Source organism: Sinimarinibacterium flocculans, from assembly GCF_003201205.1.
Classification (GTDB): Bacteria; Pseudomonadota; Gammaproteobacteria; order Nevskiales; family Nevskiaceae; genus Solimonas; species Solimonas flocculans.
The window spans coordinates 36,334-55,514 of sequence record NZ_QICN01000010.1 but is presented as its reverse complement, the minus strand read 5'-3'; the positions used below and the strand labels follow the sequence as shown (position 1 = coordinate 55,514).

Sequence of the window (19,181 nt, the reverse complement as noted above, 5' to 3'; positions counted from 1 at the left end):
CGCAGGAGACGGCGATGACGAGGAGAACGGGGACACGCGGCCTGGCCGCACTGATGCTGCTCGCGGCGTGCAGCATCTCGACGGGCTGGAGCGGACGCGCCGAGGCGGCGCGCTGCAGCGCCGATGCCGACGACAACTGGAGCTGCAGCCATCAGCACCGTTACAACTACTACTGGTGCGGCTGGGCCTACGTGCCGCGCGCCGTGCGCTGGCAGGTGCCGGAGGGCACGCCGCCGCCGGGCGGCTGGCCGGTCGCGTTCTACTATGCCGGCACGCAGCCGACGGACTTCGACCATGCCTTCGACCGCGACCAAGACGAGGCCTTCGGCATGGGTTACGAGCCGCAGATCATCCACGAACTGCTCGACGATCCGTATCTCACCGGCAAGAAGTACGCAGTGTTCGTCGCCGACCCGCCGGCGTCCGGCGGCTGGGTGCAGGCCTGGCACACCAATGTCGTGCATCCGTACAGCGCGAGCTGCGACGCGCAGTTCTTCCCGGACTTCTTCGGCGAGATCAAGAGCGGCAGCTACGGCGCGGCCTCTCAGTACAACATGAACCGGCGCTACGCCTATGGCGCGTCCAGCGGCGGCTTCAACAGCAGCCGCATGGCGGTCACGTACAACAGCGGCAGCGGCAACGCGAACACCTGGCGTGCGCTCGGCATCGTCGCCGCGAGCTATGCGACCTGCTCGTACTCCTGTCCGTCGATCCCGACGCTGCCGGCCAACCATCCGCCGACCAAGTTCTGGCACGGCCAGAACGATCCGCTGGTGCCGCTGACGACGATGCTGGCCTACTACAACAAGCTCGCCAGCGGCGGCTTCACCACGCAGAAGATCGAGCACCCGGGCGGCCACGAGTTCACCGCCGACACGATCGGACCGTCCGGCATCAAGGCCTGGTTCGACCTGCACCCCTGAGAAGACACCATGCCCACGCTGCGCCTCGACGACTTCGACCTCTACTACGAGACCGCCGGCAGCGGCACGCCGCTGCTGTTCATCCACGGCCTCGGTTCGAGTGCGCGGGACTGGGCACCGCAGATGGCGGCGTTCGCGAAGGACCACTTCGTGATCGCCGTCGATCTGCGCGGCCACGGCCGCTCCGGCGACCCGGCCGGGCCGTACTCCATCGCCGGCTTCGCGCGCGACATCACGCGCCTGCTCGATCATCTCGGCTGCGGTCCGGCGCACGTCGTCGGCGTGTCTCTGGGCGGCGGCATCGCCTTCCAGCTCGCCCTCGACGCGCCCGAACGCGTGCGCAGCCTCGTCGTCGTCAACAGCGCGCCGGAAATGATCCTGCGCACGGCGATGCAGAAGTTCGCGATCTGGCAGCGGCGCAAGCTGGTGAAGTGGCTCGGGCTGCCGCGCTTCGGTCGCATCCTCAGCCGCAAGCTGTTCCCGGACGATCCGGCGCAGGCGGCCGCGTTCGCCGGGCACTTCGCCGCCAACCGCGAGCGGCCCTACACCGACACGCTCAATGCGCTGATCGGCTGGAGCGTCGTCGATCGCCTAGGCGAGATCCGCATGCCGACGCTGATCCTGGCCGCCGACCAGGACTACACGCCCGTCGCCTTCAAGCAGGACTACACGGCGCGGATTCCCGGCGCCGAGCTGGTCGTGATCCCCGATTCCCGCCACGCGCTGCCGATGGAGCGTCCCGAGGCCTTCAATCGCGCGCTGGCCGCGTTTCTCGAACGGCACCGATAACGAATCGGACGCGCGCCGCGGCTATCATGCGTCGCCATGACCGCCCCACCCACCAGCGCAACAAGCAAGGACACGCTGGGCGGGCTGGCCTTCGTCGGCCTGTGGAGCAGCGGCTACATCGCCGCGGAGTTCGCGCTCGGCGGCGGTGGCGCCTTCACGGTCGCGGTGCTGCGATTCGCCCTCTCGGCGCTGATCATCGGCGGCTGGCTGCTGTGGCGTCCGGCACCGCCGGCAGGCCGCAGTGCGCTGCGACGTGCGGCGGTCGCGGGCGTGCTGCTGCAGGCCGGATTCTTCGGCTTCACCTACGCCGGCATGCGCGCCGGTGTGCCGCCGGCCGCCGCCGGCCTGATCGCCGGACTGATGCCGCTGGTCACCGCGCTGGGCGCTGCCGTGCTGCTCGGCGAACGGATGACGCGCTGGACCGTGCCCGGTCTGCTGCTGGGTCTGGCCGGCGTGCTGCTGGTCATCGCCCCGCAACTGCGGGCGCCCGACTCGGCGCTCGGCTATGCCGCGATGCTCGCGGCGCTGCTGTCGCTGTCCGGCGGAACGCTCTACCAGAAGCGTCACAGCGGTGCGCTCGACCCGCGCCTGTCGTTGTGGGTCCAGCTCGTCGCCGCCGGCCTCGTGCTGCTGCCGTTCGCCGCGGCACTCGAAGGCCTGCAGTACACGCCCGGCCCGGCGGCATTCGGCGGGCTGGCCTGGGTGATTCTGGTCAACTCCTGCGCCGGTCTTCTGCTGTACCTGTGGCTGCTGCATCGCGGAGCCGCCGCTCGCGTCGCCGGCCTGTTCTACCTGGTGCCGCCGGCGACCGCCCTGATGGCGGCGATCGTTCTGGGCGCCGGCTTCGGCGGACGCGAGATCGGCGGTTTCGCCCTCGCCGCGGCCGGCGTCTGGCTGGGCCAGCGGCGCTGAAACGACAACGCCGGCCATGAGGCCGGCGTTGTCCACTGCAGTGAGGGCCGATCAGCTGTCGCGCGCTTCCAGGCGGTTGTTGATCCCCTTCACGCCGTCGAGATCCTCGACGACCCGCTCGGCGAGATCCACCTGCGCCTCGCTGTCGACGGTGCCGCTGAGCGTCACGACGCCCTCGTTGCTGTCGACCTCGATGTCGAGCGCGCTCAGTTCGCCCTCGGCCACCAGGGCGGCGTTGATCTTCGTCGTCAGCGCCGCATCGGAGATGTAGTCGCCGGTGCGCTCCATGGCGCTCTTGTCGGCCATGTCCTTGCCGTCGCCGGCAGTGGCGGCCAGCGGCGCGGCCGCACCGAGCATCGCAGCGATCAGATAAGGCTTCAGGGTACGGGTCTTCATGTCACTCTCCTTGTGCTTGGGATGAATGCGAAGCGGCATGAGATGTTCATGACCACTCCGGATGTCGCGAACCCAGTCTGGCGCCCGCCGACTGAATTCGATGTGAATCCCGGACCCGTCGCGTTCAGCCCGCGTTTACGTTCTTCAACGATGACATGTCGATGACGAAGCGATAGCGCACGTCGCTGCGCAGCATGCGTTCGTAGGCGTCGTTGATCCGACCCATCGGAATCGCCTCGATGTCGGAGACGATGCCGTGCGCGCCGCAGAAGTCGAGCATCTCCTGCGTCTCTTTGATCCCGCCGATCAGCGAGCCGGCGATGCTGCGCCGCTGGAACACGAGGTTGGCGACATTGGGGGCGGCGTGCGGCCGGTCGGGCACGCCGATCAGCACCAGCGTGCCGTCGCGCTTGAGCGTGCGCAGGTAGACGTCGAGGTCGTGCGATGCCGCGATCGTATCGAGCACCAGGTCGAGCCGCCGCGACTGCGCCTTCATCTGTGCGCGGTCGGTGGAGACGATCACCTCGTCCGCACCGAGCCGCCGGGCATCCTCCGCCTTCGCCGGCGAGGTGGTGAACAGCGCCACGCGCGCACCCATCGCCTTGGCCAGCTTGATCGCCATGTGGCCGAGCCCGCCCAGGCCGACGACGCCGACGGCCATGCCCGGCTTCACCTGCCAGTGGCGCAGCGGCGAGTAGGTGGTGATGCCGGCGCACAGCAGCGGCGCGGCGGCTGCCGGGTCGAGCGTCTCGGGAATGCGCAGGACGAAGGCCTCGTCGACGACGATGCGCGTGGAATAGCCGCCGTAGGTGATGCCGCCGTGCTTGTCCGGCGCGTTGTAGGTGCCGGTGGAGCCGCGCTCGCAGTACTGCTCCAGGCCGTCCGCGCAGCTCCCGCACTGCCGGCAACTGTCGACCAGGCAGCCGACACCGACGAGCTGTCCCGGCGAAAATCGCGTCACTCCCGCGCCAACCGCTGTCACGCGGCCGACGATCTCGTGCCCCGGCACGATCGGGTACACGGTGCCGCCCCAGTCGCTGCGCGCCGCGTGCAAGTCGGAATGGCAGACCCCGCAGTAGAGGATGTCGATGTCCACGTCCTGCGCACCGGGCGCACGGCGCTGCAGGGTCCACGGCACGAGCGGCGTGGTGGCGGACATGGCAGCGTAGGCGTGCGTGATCGACATCGACAGCTCCGGAATGCGAAGGGCGGGAGGACTGTACCGCAGACCCCGCGAGGTCGACGGCTACACTGGCCGTTCTCTCACGGGAGGCGACCCCGCCGATGCAGGACCCGCTGTTTCCGGACACCGACAACCTTGGCGCGCCGCCGCCCAAGCCCAGGACGCGCGGACGCGGCGTCGAGGCCGCGAGCGCCGCACCGGCGCTGCGCAGCCTGCGCGAGCGCCTGCCGCCGTTGCTGCGGCTCGGCACCTCGTCGTGGAGTTATCCGGGCTGGATCGGCAGCGTCTGGGCGCAGGACTACTCGCCGCAGAAGCTGTCGAAGCAGGGACTGCGCGCCTATGCGCAGCACCCGCTGCTGCGCACGGTGAGCCTGGACCGCGCGTTCTACCAGCCACTGACCGTGGACCAGTACGCGGCCTATGCTGCGCAGGTGCCCGAGGACTTCCGCTTCGTCGTCAAGGCGCCGGCCCGTGTGGTCGATGCGATGGAGCGTGACGAGTCCGGCCGCGGGCTGCAGCCGAATCCGGGTTTCCTCGATCCCCAGCGCGCGCAGTTGCTGTTTGCCGAACCGGCGCTCGAAGGCTTGCGTCACAAGCTCGGAGTACTGGTGTTCCAGATCAGTCCGCTGCCCGATGCGATGCTGCGCGGGATTCCAAACTTCATCCCGCGTCTCGGTGCGATGCTGCGCGCACTGCCGGCGCTCAAGACCGCCGCCCCCGACGCGGTGGTCGCCGTCGAGGTGCGCAACGCCGAGTGGCTGACGCCGGACTTCGTCGCCACGCTGCGCGATGCCGGCGCCACCTACTGCCTGGGCCTGCACGCGAAGATGCCGCCGATCGAGGACCAGTTGCCGATCCTGCGCGCGCTGTGGCCCGGCCCGCTGGTCTGCCGCTGGAACCTGCACCGCAAGCATGGCGCCTACGGCTACGAGGACGCCCGGCAGAAGTACGGCGACTTCAACGCGCTGGTCGATCCCGACCCGCAGACGCGCACCACCCTCGCCCGCGTGATCAAGGGCACGACCGCCGCCGGCTACCCGGCCTACGTCACGCTCGGCAACAAGGCCGAAGGCTCGGCGCCGCTGTCGGCGGTCGCGCTCGCAGAGGCGCTCGCCGACGGCTGAGCCTGCCATCGTGCGCGCAGCGCGCGTGCACTCGCGACCATCCGCGCCAGCGCGGCTTCGACTTCCGGCCAACCACGGGTCTTGAGGCCGCAGTCCGGATTCACCCACAGGCGCTCGGCCGGAACGAGCTTCAGAGCGCGTTCGAGCAGCGCCGTCATCTCCGCCTGCGCCGGTACGCGCGGCGAGTGGATGTCGTAGACGCCGGGACCGATGTCGTTCGGGTATTGGAACTCGGCGAAGCCATCAAGCAGTTTCATGCGCGAACGCGAGGTCTCGATGGTGATCACGTCGGCGTCCAGTGCGGCGATGGCCGGCAGGATGTCGTTGAACTCCGAGTAGCACATGTGCGTGTGGATCTGCGTTTCATCGCGCACACCCGAGGCGGCGATGCGAAACGCGCGCACCGCCCAGTCCAGATACGCCGGCCAGTCGGCCCGCTTCAGCGGCAGGCCTTCGCGGATCGCCGGCTCGTCGATCTGGATCACGCCGATGCCGGCCCGCTCCAGGTCCACGACCTCGTCGCGCAGCGCCAGCGCCAGTTGCAGGGCCACGTCCTGCTTCGGCAGGTCGTCGCGCACGAAGCTCCAGAACAGCATCGTCAGCGGGCCGCTGAGCATGCCCTTCATCGGCTTGTCCGTCAGCGTCTGCGCGTAGGTCGACCACTCGACCGTCATCGGCGTCGGCCGCGACACGTCGCCGTAGATCACCGGCGGCTTCACGCAGCGCGAGCCGTAGCTCTGCACCCAGCCGGACTGCGTGAACGCGTAGCCGTCCAGCTGTTCGCCGAAGTATTCGACCATGTCGTTGCGCTCCGGCTCGCCATGCACGAGCACGTCGAGCCCGAGCTGCTCCTGCCGCTCGACGGCGAGCCGGATCTCGGCCTTCATCGCCGCGACGTAGTCAGTCTCGCCGAGCTGGCCGGCCTTGAATGCGGCGCGCGCGGCGCGGATGTCCGCCGTCTGCGGGAACGATCCGATGGTCGTCGTCGGCAACAAGGGCAGCCCGAGCACCGCCTGCTGCGCGGCGATGCGCTGCGCAAAGCCGGAAGCGCGCCGGGCGTCGTCGTCGCGCAGCGCAGCGACGCGGGCGCGCACCGCCGCCACCGTCGTGCTCGGCGCGCGTCGGCGGTCCTCGATGGCCTGCGCGCTGGCCTGCAGCGCCTGCCAGACGGCGGCCTCGCCATCGTCGAGCGCGCGCCTGAGCACGGCCAGTTCGTCGAGCTTCTGGTGGGCGAAGGCCATCCAGTTCCTGATACGCGGATCGAGTCTGGATTCCTGCGCGAGGTCGTGGGGCACATGCAGCAGCGAACACGACGCCGACAGCCAAAGGCGGGTGCCGAGCCGCGCCTTGACGGGGTGCAGGACCGAGAGCACCCGCGCCAGGTCGGTACGCCACAGGTTGCGCCCGTCGACAACACCAAGTGATAAAATCTTGTCTTCTGATGTGTTATTGACGAATACGTCAAGCTGATCGGGCGCGCGCACCAGATCCAGGTGCAGTCCGGCAACCGGCAGCGCCTGCAGCAGGTCCGCGTGTTCGGCCACGCTGCCGAAGTAGGTTGCGAGCAGGATCGGCGGCGCTGCCGGCGCGAGTTCGCGGTAGACGACCGGATACGCCGCCTGCCATTCGGCCGGCAGATCGAGCGCAAGCACCGGCTCGTCGAACTGCAGCCAGGACACGCCGCGGCGCTTGAGCTCTTCGACGGCGGCGTAGTAGACGTTGAGCAGCGGCGACAGCAGGCGCAGCTTGTCGAAGCCCGCCTCGCCGCTGGCCAGCCACAGCCAGGTCAGCGGCCCCGGCAGCACGACCTTGACCGTGTGCCCCGCAGCCAGGGCCTCGCTGACTTCCGGGAACAGCCAGTCGCGGTTGAGGGCGAAGCGCGTGTCGGCCGACAGCTCGGGTTGGATGTAGTGGTAATTGGTGTCGAACCACTTCTTCATCGCCAGCGCCGGCTGTGCCGCCGTCCCGCGCGCCATCGCGAAGTAGCCCGGAAGATCAATGCGCTCGATACCGAAACGCGCCGGCGCCGCCGAGAACAGTGCGGTCGCGTTGTGCAGATGATCGTAGAACGCGAAGTCGCCCACGGTGACCAGGTCCAGACCCGCGCCCTTCTGCAAGGCCCAGTGCCGCAACCGCAGTTCGCGTCCCGCCGCCCGCAAGCCGGCCTCGTCCAGTACGCCTTTCCAGTACGCCTCGACGGCGGTCTTGAGTTCGCGCTTCGCGCCGATCCGGGGAAAACCCAGAACGTGTGCCTGTGTCATGCCGCAGCCTCGATGGAGCAATCGGAGGCGGCAGGATCGGTCAGCGACTACTATTCGTCCATCTCATTATTTTCACGAAATAACTGAATCATTCTCATGGCCTCGATGCTCGAACTGCGCCACCTGCGCACCCTGCTCGCGCTGCGCGACACCGGCAGCCTGTCGAAGTCCGCCGAACGCCTGCACCTGACGCAATCGGCGCTGTCGCATCAACTGCGCATGCTGGAGACGCAGTACGACACGCCGCTGGTCGAGCGCGATGCACGGCCGCTGCGCTTCACTGCCGCCGGCCGGCGGTTGATGGAACTGGCACAGGCGGTGCTGCCGCAGGTGGAGGACGCCGAACGGCGCGTCGCGCAACTGGTCCAGGGCGATGTCGGCCAGCTGCGCGTAGCCGTGGAGTGCCACACCTGCTTCGACTGGCTGATGCCGGCGATGGATGCCTTCCGCGAGCGCTGGCCGGACGTGGAGATGGACCTCGTCTCCGGTTTCCAGAGCGACGCGCTGAGCCTGCTCGACCGTGGCGAGGCGGATCTGGTCATCGTTCACGACCGGCCGCCGTCGCGCAGTGCCGCCACCTTCCTGCCGCTGTTCCGCTACGAAAGCGTGGCGCTGATGTCGCCGAAGCATCCGCTGGCCCGGCGCGAATGGCTGCGCGCGAAGGACTTCGCGGAACCGGTGCTGATCACCTACCCGGTGCCGGACGCGATGCTCGACGTATTCAGGCACGTGCTCGAACCGGCCGGCATCGCGCCGCGCAAGCGCACGTCGGAACTCACCGTCGCGATCCTGCAGCTCGTCGCCAGCAATCGCGGCATCGCCGCACTGCCACGCTGGAGCGTGCAGCCGTACCTCGAACGCGGTTACATCGCCGCCCGCGGCATCGGCAGAAAGGGCCTGTGGTGCGAACTGCACGCGGCCACTTCACCAAGCCTTGCGTCCGCCGCCTACCTGCAGGAGTTCGTGCGGCTGATCCGCGAGATCAGCCTGCAATCGCTGCAGGGCACCGCAGCGCTGAACTAGCGCCTCACCAGTACACCGGCGCCGGCTCCAGTGCCGTGCCGCAGGCCGAGCAGACGTGTTGGGGCTTGTGTGCGTTGTTCTTCTTGCCGCAGGCCACGCAGGCGATCATCACCGGCTTGGCGCGCACGAGCTGGTACACGCGCGAATGCGTGGCATAGGCCAGACCTTCCTTCATGAACTGCTGCACGACGCGCTGGTGGTCCGCGTTGGGCAGCAGGTTCGCCTCCAGCGCTTCGAGATTCTCCCAGGCCGACAGCGTGAACCCGGAGGAATGACCGTCGGCGTCCGGCGGGCGCGCACCGATGATGCCGGTGACGAAGCCCGGCTTGCCGGCGAAGCTTTCGAGCACGGCATTGGTGACCTGTGCGGCCTGATCGAACGGCGCCTGACCGCCGCGTACCTGCAGCCAGGTGATGCCGATGGCTTCCGGCGGCTTCGGGTTGCCGCGATGCAGCCGGTAGTAGGCGCCGAACTGGTAGTCGTTCTGCTGGCGCGGCATCAGCAAGGCGAGAAAGCCGAGCTGCTCGGCAAGCTCGGGCACGTCGAAGTGGTTCTCGACCTGCGGCCGGCCGTCCGCGTCGAAGGCGATGAACAGCGTGGCCTTGATCGACAGGCGCCGCCCGGTCGGCGCCACCGATTCGATGCCCAGTCCACCGGGCAGCGGGCCGGTGTGCAGCCCCTCGAGGCGATAGCGCGCCGACACCGCATCGCGGCCGGTCATCACCGGCCCGGTGAGGCTCAGTCGCAGATCCGGAAACGCCGTGAACAGGGCCTGCACGTGCTGCACCAGCGCCGCGTCGCGCAGGTGTGTCAGCGTCAGCGGATCGCGATAGGTGCCACCACCCATCGACGCACGGATGGCCTCGACGTCGTGTGCGTTCCACTGATCGAGAAAGCGCCGCGCGAACATGAGGTGGCGTGGCGCCTGCAGCAGGCCGCGAAGCAGGCCTGCGACGATCGCCAGCGCATTCATGCGGCGGTCGCGTGCCGCTGGGCACGCGCGCCCTGCCACAGCAGCCAGGCCTGGACGAAGGCCGTGAGCGCCGCGATCAGGAACAGCAGGTAGTTCAGCGAATTGGTCCACGGCGCGCCGAAGGCCAGTCCGCGAACGCCGAACAGCGCACCGACGAGAAAGCCCAGCGAATTGCCCCAGCCGGTGATGCAGACGCTCCAGATGTAGACCTGTCGCGCACGCGCCCCGAGGCGGATGCCACTGCCGGCGGCAGCGAAGGCGATCATCGCCAGGGCATTCATCAGCGCGCCCAGATGGGTGCGCCGCCATGCGGCCTCGGTACCGGGCATATCGAACTCGAGCGCCGGAATCAGCGGCCACACCGCCACGTGGCCGATCGCCTCGAAGGTGAAGATCAGGCCGATCACCAGGCCCAGCGCGAACAACGCGGCGGCCGGCGCCAGAATGCGGGCGCGCTCAGGCGCGCTCAGGCTCTCGGGGGTCATGGGGTCTCCTCGCAGGGGATGGCTGTGGCGACGGTCGATCCGGCGCCGGCGACACCATGCAGGGGCGGAGGCTGTCGCGCCACACCCCGCTGGTCGCGGACGGGAGGAGTCGCACCGGAAGGCATTCGCCGGACAGCTGCATGTATTGACAGTCGTCCATCAATGGTTGACTGTATGCCCGAACAGTCTCCCTGGATGCCCCCATGGACTTCACCCTGACGCCCCGGCAGCAGCAGATTCTCGACTTCGTCCGCCGGCACATCGCCAAGCAGGGCATTCCGCCGACGCGCGCCGAGATCACCACGGCTTTCGGCTTTCGCTCCGTCACGGCGGCCGAGGATCATTTGCGCGCGCTGGCGCGCAAGGGCGTCATCGAGCTGCTGCCGGGCGCCTCGCGCGGCATCCGCCTGACCGGCGACGAGGACGCCGCCGCCAACGACGGCGACAGCCTGCCGCTGGTGGGACGCGTGGCCGCGGGCAACCCGATCCTGGCGCAGGAATCGGTGGAGTCCTGGTACAAGATCGATCGCAAGCTATTCCATCCGCAACCGGATTTCCTGCTGCGCGTGCAGGGCTGGTCGATGCGCGATGCCGGCATCCTGCCGGGCGACCTGCTCGCGGTGAAACGCGTGCCGACGGCGCAGAACGGCGAGATCGTCGTCGCGCGCATGGGCGAGGACGTCACCGTCAAGCGCTTCGAGCGCCGTGGCGACATCGTGCGCCTGCTGCCGGCGAACCCGGACTTCGCGCCGATCCGCATCGACCTCGCCCAGCAGGACCTGGTGATCGAAGGCCGCGCCGTCGGCCTGCTGCGCACCGGCGGTTTCGCCGGCCCGTCGCCGGCACCGCTGCACGCGGACATGTCGTCGGCGGCATGAGCACTGCTGTCATGTCTGCCGCCAGGGTCGGGTGCAGATCAGGAAGGGCTGACCGTGAGCTTGAAACCAAGCCCGCGAATCACCTTCATCAGCGTTTCCGCGCTGGGGACACGCTCGCCCGAAAGCCCCTTGTACAGACTTTCGCGAGACAGGCCGGTGTCACGCGCCAGCTGGCTCATGCCCTTGGCACGGGCAATGTCGCCGAGCGCCGCCGCCAGCAAGGCGGGATCGTTTTCTTCCAGCACGGCATCGAGATAGGCGGCGATGTCAGCATCGCTCTCCAGATAGTTGGCGGGATCGAAGGCCCGCGTCCTGAGTGTTGCCTTACGCATTCAAATCTCCTTCGACAGGGCAATGGCACGGCGGATATCGCGCGCCTGCGTGGATTTGTCGCCCCCGCCGAGCATGACCAGCAGCACGCTGCCGCGTTGGGTGTAGTAGAGGCGCCAGCCGGGACCGAAAGCCTCGCGCATCTCGAAAACGCCTTGCCCGACCGATTTGACGTCGCCCAGATGCCCCAGCGCAGCGCGCCGCAACCGCTTGAGCAGACGAGCGCGTGTCGGCGGGTCTTTCAATCCGGCCAGCCAGGCACTGAATTCCTCGGTTTCGAGAACCGTGAACATGCCTGGGATTGTAGCCCGCGGACTACAATCATCCAAGCCTTCGGCTCCGCATGAACCATCGCCCGGCACTGCAGGCTGCACTTACCGACCCGCGCCTGTGGCGCGGATCGGGCGCGGCGCCGCTGCGTGCGCAGGCGACCGGCTGGACTGCGCTCGATGCCGTGCTGCCGGGTGGCGGCTGGCCCCGCGGCGCGCTCAGCGAAGTGCTGTACGCACAGCCTGGGGTCGGCGAGCTGTCGCTGTTGCTGCCGCTGCTGGCGCGGCTGACACGCGGCGGCCAGCCGGTCGCCTTCGTTTCGCCGCCCTGCCAGCTGCATGCGCCGGCACTCGCGGCCGGCGGTGTGGCGCTGCCTCACACGCTGGTCGTGCAGACGCCGTGCGGTGCCGATGCGCTGTGGAGCGCCGAGCAGTTGCTGCACGCCGGCAGCGCCGCCTTGCTGCTGTGGTGCCGCGACATCGAAACCACGGCGATGCGCCGCCTGCAGCTCGCCGCGGAGAAGGGTGACGGTCTGGCCTTGCTGATGCGGCCTCTCGCGGCAGCGGCATCACCGTCCGTTGCCGCCCTGCGCCTGCGCATCGAGCGCATCGACGGCACGCCGACGGTGGAGGTGCTCAAGTGTCGCGGCGCCCGCCCGACGCAGTGCATCGCACTGACAGTGCCGGCGCTGCGCACACCGACGCGGGTTACGGCATCGCCGGCGCGTACGCTGGCGCGCTGGCAGGCCGGTACGCAGGTCCTTGCCGACCGATCGACGGCATGAGGCGACGATGCTCTGGCTCTGTCTGCACTTCCCGCATCTGCCCGCGGAGGCCCGGGGTCTCCGCGATCCCTGCGATGCCGTCACCGACAGCCGCGGCGCACAACGCTGGCTGATCACGCCGGGCGCCGGCCTGGCGCCGGGGATCGCGCTTGGCGATGCCCTGGCGCGCCAGCCGCAGCTGCGGGCGCACACACGAAAGCCGGCGGCCGAACGCGCCGCACTGCGGCGACTCGCGCATGCGCTGTACCGCTACGGCAGCCCGGTGAGCGCGACCATCGAGGAGCTGCAGGAACCGGGCCGCGCACCCCGCGCACTGGCCTGGGTCGAAATCGGCCGCAGCCTGCGGCTGTTCGGCGGATTCGATGCCCTGCGCGATGCGGTGTGTGCCGATCTGGCCGAACTGCAGCAGTCGGCGCAGCTCGGCGTGGCGCCGACCCGCGACGGCGCCGCCCTGCTCGCCCTCGCCGGCCAAGCCGAGCCGGCAACGACACTCGCTGAACTGGAGCGGCGTCTCGCGCGTCTGCCGGTGTCTCTGCTGCCCTGGCCGCAGACCCAGATCGATGCGCTCTACGGCATGGGCTTGCGCCGGCTCGGCGATCTGTTCGCGCTGCCGCGTGCCGGCTTCGCACGCCGCTTCGGCGTCGAGCGCCTGCACGCGCTCGATCGCCTGCGCGGACGCGTGCCCGATGCGGTGCAGGCGATCGTGCCGCCGCCATCGTTCCAGCGCCGCTTCGAGCTGCCGGGCGAGACCGACAGCCTGGAATCCTTGCTGTTCCCGCTGCGGCGCATGAGCTTCGAACTGCAGGCCTGGCTGCGCGCACGCGACACCGGGGTGCGCAGCATCGAACTCGAGTGCGAACACGCCCGGCGGCGGCGCACACGCTTCGGACTGCGTTTCCTGTCCACGCATCGCGACGGCGCGCGCCTGTTCGATGCGCTGCGCGAACGCCTGAACCGCGAACCGCTACAGGCGCCGGTGCGCGCACTGCGTCTGCGGGCCAGGGACCTGGGCACCGTGGCGAGCGGCCAGATGGCGCTGTTCGACGGTGCCAGCGATGTGCAACTGCAATGGACCGAAACCGTCGAGCGCCTGCTCGCGCGGCTCGGCGAGTCGGCGCTGTGGACACCGGCGGTCGTCGAGGATCACCGGCCGGAGCGTGCAACGGCGATGACGGCGCCGGGCGTCGCGCCGCTCACTCCGAGCCTCGCCCCCCACCTCGCGACAGACGAGGGGGAAAGACCCGTGCGGCCCCTGCTGCTGCTGCCGCAACCCGTTGCATTGCCGCATGCGCCGCAGGTGCTCGATGCACCGGAACGCATCGAAAGCGGCTGGTGGGACGGCGACGACGCGAGACGCGATTACCACACGGCCGACTGGCAGCAGGCGCGCGCCTGGGTGTTCCGCGATCACGCCAGCGGCCGCTGGTACCTGCACGGCTGGTGGTCGTGAATCCGGCGGACCGGCCGGTTGCGCTACAGCGGCTGCTGTTCGGCGGCAGGCGGCATTTCGATCTGCCCGAGCGGATCGATGCCCATGGCAGGCGTCGCACCGACCGGTTGCGCGGTTTCCGGCGGCAGGGTGACGGACTCGATCGTCTCGGCGACGGCGGGTTCGGGCACCGCCTCGCTCGCCAGCTGCAGGGGTTCGGCGGGCGCCTGCATCGCGCGTGCCGCCAGCTGCTGCAACTCCGTTGCGTCGATGCCGCCGGAGAGCGCGTAATGGCGATCGCCGCTCTCCCAGTACACGAGTTGCTGCCCACCCACCTGCCGCCAGCGCGGCGCGGCAGCCGCGAGCGGCGGCTCTTCGCCGATGAACAGCCGCAGGCTGCGGCCGTCCGCATCGCGATAGAGCTGCTCGGTCACGACACCGCCGGACGTCTCCATGCGACGCGCCCCGGCGAGTTCGAACGTGCCCGGAATGAACACGGGCGATGCCTGCGCCGCGACAGCGACGTTCCACGCGGGCGGCGCATCGGTTTCGATCTGCTCCAGCACCGTCTGTGCGAAGACCTCGAGACTGTCGCTGCGCGCCGGCGACTCCGGGCGCATCACCAGAACCAGCACGGCAGCACCTGCCGTCATTGCGGCAACGGCGCCCGTCCAGCGTCTGCGCGCGCGATGCCGGCGCCGACGGATCGTCGCCAGCCGCAGACGCGCGGGAACCGGCTCGCCCAGCTTCGACGCGAACGCCGCGCGGATCGCCCGATCCTGGCGGACGTACCCGTCCACGCGTTGCCGGGCCTGCGGCTGCGTCTGCAGCCACGCCGCGATCTCGCGGCCGCGCAGGGCGTCGGCGTCGATCCGGCCCTCCGCGAAGGCGATCAGTTCCAGTTCGCCGGGCGCGCGGCCCGGGTCGATGCGCTCGTTCATTTGACTCTCCGTAACACGACCGGCGCCGTCGCCTGCACCGACGGCTCGCACAGGCTGCGCAGCGCCGCGCGTCCGCGTGCGATGCGCGAACGCAGGGTTCCGATGGGCACGCGCAGCACCCATGCGGCTTCTTCGTAACTCAGATCCTCGAGGGCGATCAGCAGGATTGCGCTGCGCTGCTCCTCCGGCAGGTGTCGCAAGGCCAGCAGCATGTCGAGGCATTCGGCATGCGGGAGTTGTGTCGCCGCCTGCGCGGGTTCGAGCGGCAGCCCGTCGAGCGACAGATGCGCGCGCTCGTGCCGCTGGTCGCGCCGCCGGTTCAGGTAGACCCGGTACAGCATGCGGAACAGCCAGCTGCGCAGGCGCCCCTGGCGCAGCCACAGGCAGCGTTTGCGCAGGGCGCGCTCGAGGCAGTCCTGCACCAGGTCGTCGGCTTCCGCGTCGTGACCGCAAAGGGCCATCGCATAGCGGCGAAGGTGCGGAATCTCCTGCTCGAGCAGCCAGTCGAAATCGTCATGCTTGTGCATGCGGCAGCGTCTCCTTGCTGAAATCCGGTGGCGCGTCGTGCCTGCCATGGCCGTGCGCCGGCCACACAGGCTTGCCGGCCACGGCTTGCACTGCGCTGAGCGCGCCGCCCGGCCCGTCCGCCCGGGCCTGCTGCAAACACACCGGCCGGTGCCCGGCGGTTCCCGGTTCAGCCCGCGTTTATGTTCCGGCGGCCGGCAACGACGAAATGCCGATACCCATGGAACCGGTCCCTGCAGCGACGTGTGAGTGGGGGCATGGGGCGCGCCGCGTCCCGCCTTTCACCCACGACCCCAGAGGAGTCGCACATGTCCATCCGCGTGATCCGCAAGAACCTTCCGGGCGCCCTGCTCGGCCTCTGCGCAGCGTCCGCCTTCGGCTTCGCCGCACCGGCGCTCGCGCAGGATCCGGGCACGGGATTGCCGCCCGTGCCGCAGCAGGCCGTCGACGTCAGCGACCAGCAGATCGAGACCTTCGCCAAGGCGCAGGAACGCGTCGTCGAGATCGGCCAGAAGTGGAACCAGCAGGTGCAGGAGCAGGGCGAGCCCTCGCCCGAAGACATCCGCAAGGCCCGCGAAAGCGCGCATCAGGAAATGGTGATCGCGGTCGAGGCCGTCGGCATGAGCGTCGAGGACTACAACCGCATCGCGATGGCGGTGCAGGGCGATCCCGACCTGCAGAAGCGCGTGCAGTCGGCGCGCTAGGACGCCGCGGCGACACGCTTTCCCCCCGCGATCGGCCACTCTCCTCTTCCCCTGGCGCGGTCGATCGCATTGACCGCGGCGGCGTCCGGTTGCGCGCCGTCGCGGTCCCGTTTATCCGCGCCCGCACGTCATCGCCGCAGGCCCGCCGATGACGCGCCTGCCCGACTATGTCGAACTGCACGCGCTGACCGCCTTCAGCTTCCAGCGCGGTGCATCGCTCCCCGAGGAACTGGTCGAACGCGCCCTCGCGCTCGGCTACGCAGGTCTGGCGATCACCGACGAATGTTCGATGGCCGGCGTGGTTCGCGCCTGGCAGCAGACCCGGGTGTGCGAGACGCCCGACTGGCCGCTGATCGTCGGCGCCGAATTCCCCATGCAGGACGGCCCGCGCTTCGTGCTGCTGTCGGAAAGCCAGCGCGGCTACGCCGCGATCTGCGAGACGATCACGCGCGCACGGCGCGCCGCACCCAAGGGAACCTATCGCCTCGCCCGGGACGGGATCGATGCCGCCTGCGTCGATACCTGCGCACTGTGGACGCCGCGCGCGATGCTCGACGAGTCCGAGCTCGCCTGGCTGCACGAGCGCTATCCGGGACGCCTGTGGATCGCGGTGGAACGGCACCGTGACGGCGACGATCGCCGCAGGCTCGAATGCCTGACCGCGCTGTCGCGCCGCTACGGCGTGCCGATGGTCGCCGCCGGCGATGTCCACATGCACGTGCGCGAACGCCGCGCCCTGCAGGACGTGATGACGGCGCTGCGACATCATCTGCCGGTCGCGCGCTGCGGAGATCGTCTCTTCCCGAACGCCGAGCGCCATCTGCGGCCGCTGGCCGATCTCGCCGCGCTGTACCCGCCCGCGCTGCTGCGCGAGACCCTGGCCGTCGCCGAGCGCTGCCGCTTCCGGCTCGGCGAGCTGCAATACGCGTATCCGCATGAACTGGTGCCGCGCGAATTCGGCAGCGCAACCCTCTACCTGCGTCATCTGGTCGAGCAGCACCTGCCCGACCGCTGGCCGCAGGGCCCCGGCACCGCGATGCGCGCACGCATCGAGCATGAGCTGGCGATCATCGCCGACAAGAAGTACGAAGCCTTCTTCCTGACGGTCTACGACATCGTCCGCTTCGCGCGCGCGCACCATATCCTCTGCCAGGGTCGCGGCAGCGCCGCGAATTCGGTGGTCTGCTACGTACTGGGCATCACCGAGGTCAGCCCGGAAACCAACTCCCTGCTGTTCGAACGTTTCGTCTCCAGGGAGCGGGACGAGGCGCCGGACATCGACGTCGACTTCGAACACCAGCGTCGCGAGGAGGTGATCCAGTACGTCTACGGCAAGTACGGCCGCGAACGCGCGGCGATCGCGGCGACGGTCATCGGCTACCGGCCGCGCTCGGCATTGCGCGACGTCGGTCGCGCGCTCGACATCGGCGCCGAAACCGTCGATCGCGTCGCCAAGTCGCTGGCCTGGTGGGACGATCCCGACACCCTGGACGAGCGCCTGCGCGCCGTCGGCATCGACCCGCAGGCGCCGCTCGTGAGCCTGTGGCTGCGGCTCGCACGCGAGCTGGTCGGCTTTCCGCGGCACCTGTCGCAGCACGTCGGCGGCTTCGTGATCTCGGACGCCCCGCTGTCGCAGCTGGTGCCGGTGGAGAACGCGGCAATGCCGGATCGCACGATCATCCAGTGGGACAAGGACGATCTCGAAGCCCTGGGCCTGCTCAAGGTCGATGTGCTCGCGCTCGGCATGCTCACTGCGCTGCGGCGCAGCTTCGAGCTGCAGCGCAGCTTCGACGGCACTGCGCTCTGCTTGCAAGGCATTCCGCAGAACGATGACCGGACCTATGAAATGATCCGGCGCGCCGAAACCGTCGGCGTGTTCCAGATCGAGTCGCGCGCGCAGATGTCGATGCTGCCGCGCCTGCAACCGAAGAACCTCTACGACATCACCGTGCAGGTCGCGATCGTGCGTCCCGGGCCGATCCAGGGCGGCATGGTGCACCCCTACCTGAAGAACCGGATGTCGGGCATCCGGCCGCAGCAGCCGACACCAGACGTCGCCGCTGTGCTCGACCGCACCTGGGGAGTGCCGATCTTCCAGGAACAGGTCATGCAGCTGGTCGTCGTCGCCGCCGGCTTCACGCCGGGCGAGGCCGACCAGCTGCGCCGGTCGATGGCCGCCTGGAAGCGCTCGGGCGGCCTGGAAAAGTACGAGAGGAAGATCAAGGACGGCATGGCCTTGCGAGGCTTCCCGGCCGAATTCGCCGAGCGTATCTACAAGCAGATACTCGGCTTCGGCTCCTACGGCTTTCCGGAAAGTCACGCGGCGAGCTTCGCCCTGCTCGCCTATGTCAGCGCCTACCTGAAGTGCCACTACCCGGCAGCCTTCTTCGCCGGCCTGATCAACTCGCAGCCGATGGGCTTCTACCCGGCCTCGATGCTCGTGACCGAGGCACGGCGCATGGGCGTGCGGGTGGAGGCGGTGGATGTGCGGCGCAGCGACTGGGATTGCCGCCTCGAAGCAGCAACAGACGGTGCGCCGGCGATTCGGCTCGGACTGCGTCTGGTCCAGGGATTCAACGAGCAGGCCGCGCACCGCATCGGCGAGCAGCGATCCCTGCGGCCCTTCACGAACGTGCGCGATCTCGCGCGGCGCGCGGCGCTGTCGCGGCGCGAACTCGACGCGCTCGCCGCTGCCGACGCCCTGCACGCCCTGTCAGGTCACCGCCATCAGGCGCGATGGCAGGCCCGCGGCCACGAAATCCTTGACGGCATCCTCGCCGGAACCGCGGCCGCCGACGAGCCGGTCGCGCTGCCGGCTCCGCGCGAAGGCGAGGACATCCTCGACGATTACCGCAGCACCGGCCTGAGCCTGCGCCGACACCCGGTCGCCCTGCTGCGCGAACGGCTCGAGCGCGCGCGCGTGACCCCGAACGGCAGTCTGCACCGGAAGCCGGACGGCTCGGCGGTGCGCGTGGCCGGAATCGTGATGTTCCGCCAGCGCCCCGGCTCGGCCAAGGGCACGATGTTCATGACGCTCGAGGACGACAGCGGCATCGTCAATCTCATCGTCCGGCCCACGCTGATCGAAACCGAACGCGAGGCGGTCGTCGGCGCCGCCTTTCTCGTCGTGCAGGGACGGCTGCAGCGGCAGCACGACGTCACCCATGTCATTGCCGAGCGTTTCTTCGACCGCTCGCACTGGGTCGGCGAGTTGCCCTATCTGTCCCGCGATTTCCGCTGAGGCACGAGCC

The 19,181-nt window shown here is 69.4% G+C and carries 19 protein-coding genes; 10 read left to right on the top strand and 9 right to left on the bottom strand.

Annotated elements, in window-relative coordinates:
* The first annotated feature begins 14 nt into the window (after positions 1–14).
* The 3 genes from C8D93_RS16210 to C8D93_RS16200 are packed head-to-tail and all read left to right on the top strand — an operon-like array spanning position 15 to position 2,624.
* On the top strand, positions 15–923 hold the full coding sequence (locus C8D93_RS16210) for an extracellular medium-chain-length polyhydroxyalkanoate depolymerase (protein ID WP_110266276.1): 909 nt from the start codon (positions 15–17) through the stop codon (positions 921–923).
* 9 nt (positions 924–932) lie between these two features.
* On the top strand, positions 933–1,712 hold the full coding sequence (locus C8D93_RS16205; protein WP_110266275.1) for an alpha/beta fold hydrolase: 780 nt from the start codon (positions 933–935) through the stop codon (positions 1,710–1,712).
* Between the two features lie 36 nt (positions 1,713–1,748).
* The gene (locus C8D93_RS16200; protein WP_110266274.1) at positions 1,749–2,624 is read left to right on the top strand and encodes a DMT family transporter; all 876 of its coding nucleotides are present in this window, start codon (positions 1,749–1,751) and stop codon (positions 2,622–2,624) included.
* Positions 2,625–2,675: 51 nt separating this feature from the next.
* Here the strand turns inward: C8D93_RS16200 and C8D93_RS16195 are convergent, their stop codons facing one another.
* Both C8D93_RS16195 and C8D93_RS16190 read right to left on the bottom strand, forming a co-directional pair.
* Positions 2,676–3,020 carry a BON domain-containing protein gene (locus C8D93_RS16195; RefSeq protein ID WP_110266377.1) on the bottom strand — a complete coding sequence of 115 codons (345 nt, stop codon included), beginning with the start codon at positions 3,018–3,020 and terminating at the stop codon, positions 2,676–2,678.
* A 124-nt stretch (positions 3,021–3,144) separates the two neighbouring features.
* The gene (locus tag C8D93_RS16190) at positions 3,145–4,206 is read right to left on the bottom strand and encodes an NAD(P)-dependent alcohol dehydrogenase (protein ID WP_110266273.1); all 1,062 of its coding nucleotides are present in this window, start codon (positions 4,204–4,206) and stop codon (positions 3,145–3,147) included.
* 98 nt (positions 4,207–4,304) lie between these two features.
* Between C8D93_RS16190 and C8D93_RS16185 the strand changes: the two genes are divergently transcribed.
* Entirely contained in the window at positions 4,305–5,327 is a 1,023-nt protein-coding gene (locus C8D93_RS16185; protein WP_110266272.1) for a DUF72 domain-containing protein, read from the top strand.
* Here C8D93_RS16185 and metE read toward each other — a convergent pair.
* Positions 5,246–7,588, bottom strand: coding sequence for a 5-methyltetrahydropteroyltriglutamate--homocysteine S-methyltransferase (gene metE, locus C8D93_RS16180; RefSeq protein ID WP_110266271.1), 2,343 nt, complete (start codon positions 7,586–7,588; stop codon positions 5,246–5,248). The two genes, C8D93_RS16185 and metE, sit on opposite strands and share 82 nt — an antisense overlap.
* Before the next feature lie 96 nt (positions 7,589–7,684).
* On the opposite strand from metE, the gene C8D93_RS16175 reads away from it, so the two are divergent.
* Complete coding sequence (locus tag C8D93_RS16175; protein ID WP_110266270.1) at positions 7,685–8,611, top strand: LysR family transcriptional regulator; 927 nt, start codon at positions 7,685–7,687, stop codon at positions 8,609–8,611.
* 4 nt (positions 8,612–8,615) lie between these two features.
* On the opposite strand, the gene C8D93_RS16170 is transcribed toward C8D93_RS16175, so the two are convergent.
* Both C8D93_RS16170 and C8D93_RS20760 read right to left on the bottom strand, forming a co-directional pair.
* Positions 8,616–9,584: an ester cyclase gene (locus C8D93_RS16170; RefSeq protein ID WP_170124065.1), complete on the bottom strand. Its 969-nt coding sequence runs from the start codon at positions 9,582–9,584 to the stop codon at positions 8,616–8,618.
* Complete coding sequence (locus tag C8D93_RS20760) at positions 9,581–10,069, bottom strand: styrene oxide isomerase (RefSeq protein ID WP_170124064.1); 489 nt, start codon at positions 10,067–10,069, stop codon at positions 9,581–9,583. Before C8D93_RS20760 ends, C8D93_RS16170 begins: the two co-directional genes overlap by 4 nt.
* A gap of 203 nt (positions 10,070–10,272) precedes the next feature.
* Here C8D93_RS20760 and lexA point away from each other — a divergent pair, with 203 nt between their 5' ends.
* Positions 10,273–10,947 (top strand): transcriptional repressor LexA, encoded by a 675-nt coding sequence (lexA, locus tag C8D93_RS16165; protein WP_110266268.1) that lies wholly within the window; start codon positions 10,273–10,275, stop codon positions 10,945–10,947.
* Positions 10,948–10,985: 38 nt separating this feature from the next.
* Here the strand turns inward: lexA and C8D93_RS16160 are convergent, their stop codons facing one another.
* Together C8D93_RS16160 and C8D93_RS16155 are read right to left on the bottom strand one after the other, a co-directional pair.
* On the bottom strand, positions 10,986–11,279 hold the full coding sequence (locus C8D93_RS16160; protein ID WP_110266267.1) for an addiction module antidote protein: 294 nt from the start codon (positions 11,277–11,279) through the stop codon (positions 10,986–10,988).
* The gene (locus C8D93_RS16155; protein ID WP_110266266.1) at positions 11,280–11,570 is read right to left on the bottom strand and encodes a type II toxin-antitoxin system RelE/ParE family toxin; all 291 of its coding nucleotides are present in this window, start codon (positions 11,568–11,570) and stop codon (positions 11,280–11,282) included.
* A gap of 50 nt (positions 11,571–11,620) precedes the next feature.
* Here C8D93_RS16155 and imuA point away from each other — a divergent pair, with 50 nt between their 5' ends.
* A complete protein-coding gene (gene imuA / locus C8D93_RS16150) occupies positions 11,621–12,331 on the top strand; it encodes a translesion DNA synthesis-associated protein ImuA (RefSeq protein WP_110266265.1) in 711 nt (236 codons plus the stop codon).
* A gap of 7 nt (positions 12,332–12,338) precedes the next feature.
* The gene (locus C8D93_RS16145) at positions 12,339–13,781 is read left to right on the top strand and encodes a Y-family DNA polymerase (RefSeq protein WP_110266264.1); all 1,443 of its coding nucleotides are present in this window, start codon (positions 12,339–12,341) and stop codon (positions 13,779–13,781) included.
* A gap of 23 nt (positions 13,782–13,804) precedes the next feature.
* On the opposite strand, the gene C8D93_RS16140 is transcribed toward C8D93_RS16145, so the two are convergent.
* Together C8D93_RS16140 and C8D93_RS16135 are read right to left on the bottom strand one after the other, a co-directional pair.
* Positions 13,805–14,701 carry an anti-sigma factor family protein gene (locus C8D93_RS16140; RefSeq protein ID WP_110266263.1) on the bottom strand — a complete coding sequence of 299 codons (897 nt, stop codon included), beginning with the start codon at positions 14,699–14,701 and terminating at the stop codon, positions 13,805–13,807.
* Positions 14,698–15,228, bottom strand: coding sequence for an RNA polymerase sigma factor (locus tag C8D93_RS16135; RefSeq protein WP_110266262.1), 531 nt, complete (start codon positions 15,226–15,228; stop codon positions 14,698–14,700). The genes C8D93_RS16140 and C8D93_RS16135 overlap by 4 nt, the downstream gene beginning before the upstream one ends.
* A 306-nt stretch (positions 15,229–15,534) precedes the next feature.
* Here C8D93_RS16135 and C8D93_RS16130 point away from each other — a divergent pair, with 306 nt between their 5' ends.
* Together C8D93_RS16130 and C8D93_RS16125 are read left to right on the top strand one after the other, a co-directional pair.
* Positions 15,535–15,930 (top strand): DUF4168 domain-containing protein, encoded by a 396-nt coding sequence (locus C8D93_RS16130; protein WP_170124063.1) that lies wholly within the window; start codon positions 15,535–15,537, stop codon positions 15,928–15,930.
* A 148-nt stretch (positions 15,931–16,078) separates the two neighbouring features.
* Complete coding sequence (locus C8D93_RS16125) at positions 16,079–19,171, top strand: error-prone DNA polymerase (protein ID WP_110266260.1); 3,093 nt, start codon at positions 16,079–16,081, stop codon at positions 19,169–19,171.
* The last annotated feature ends 10 nt before the right edge of the window (positions 19,172–19,181 follow it).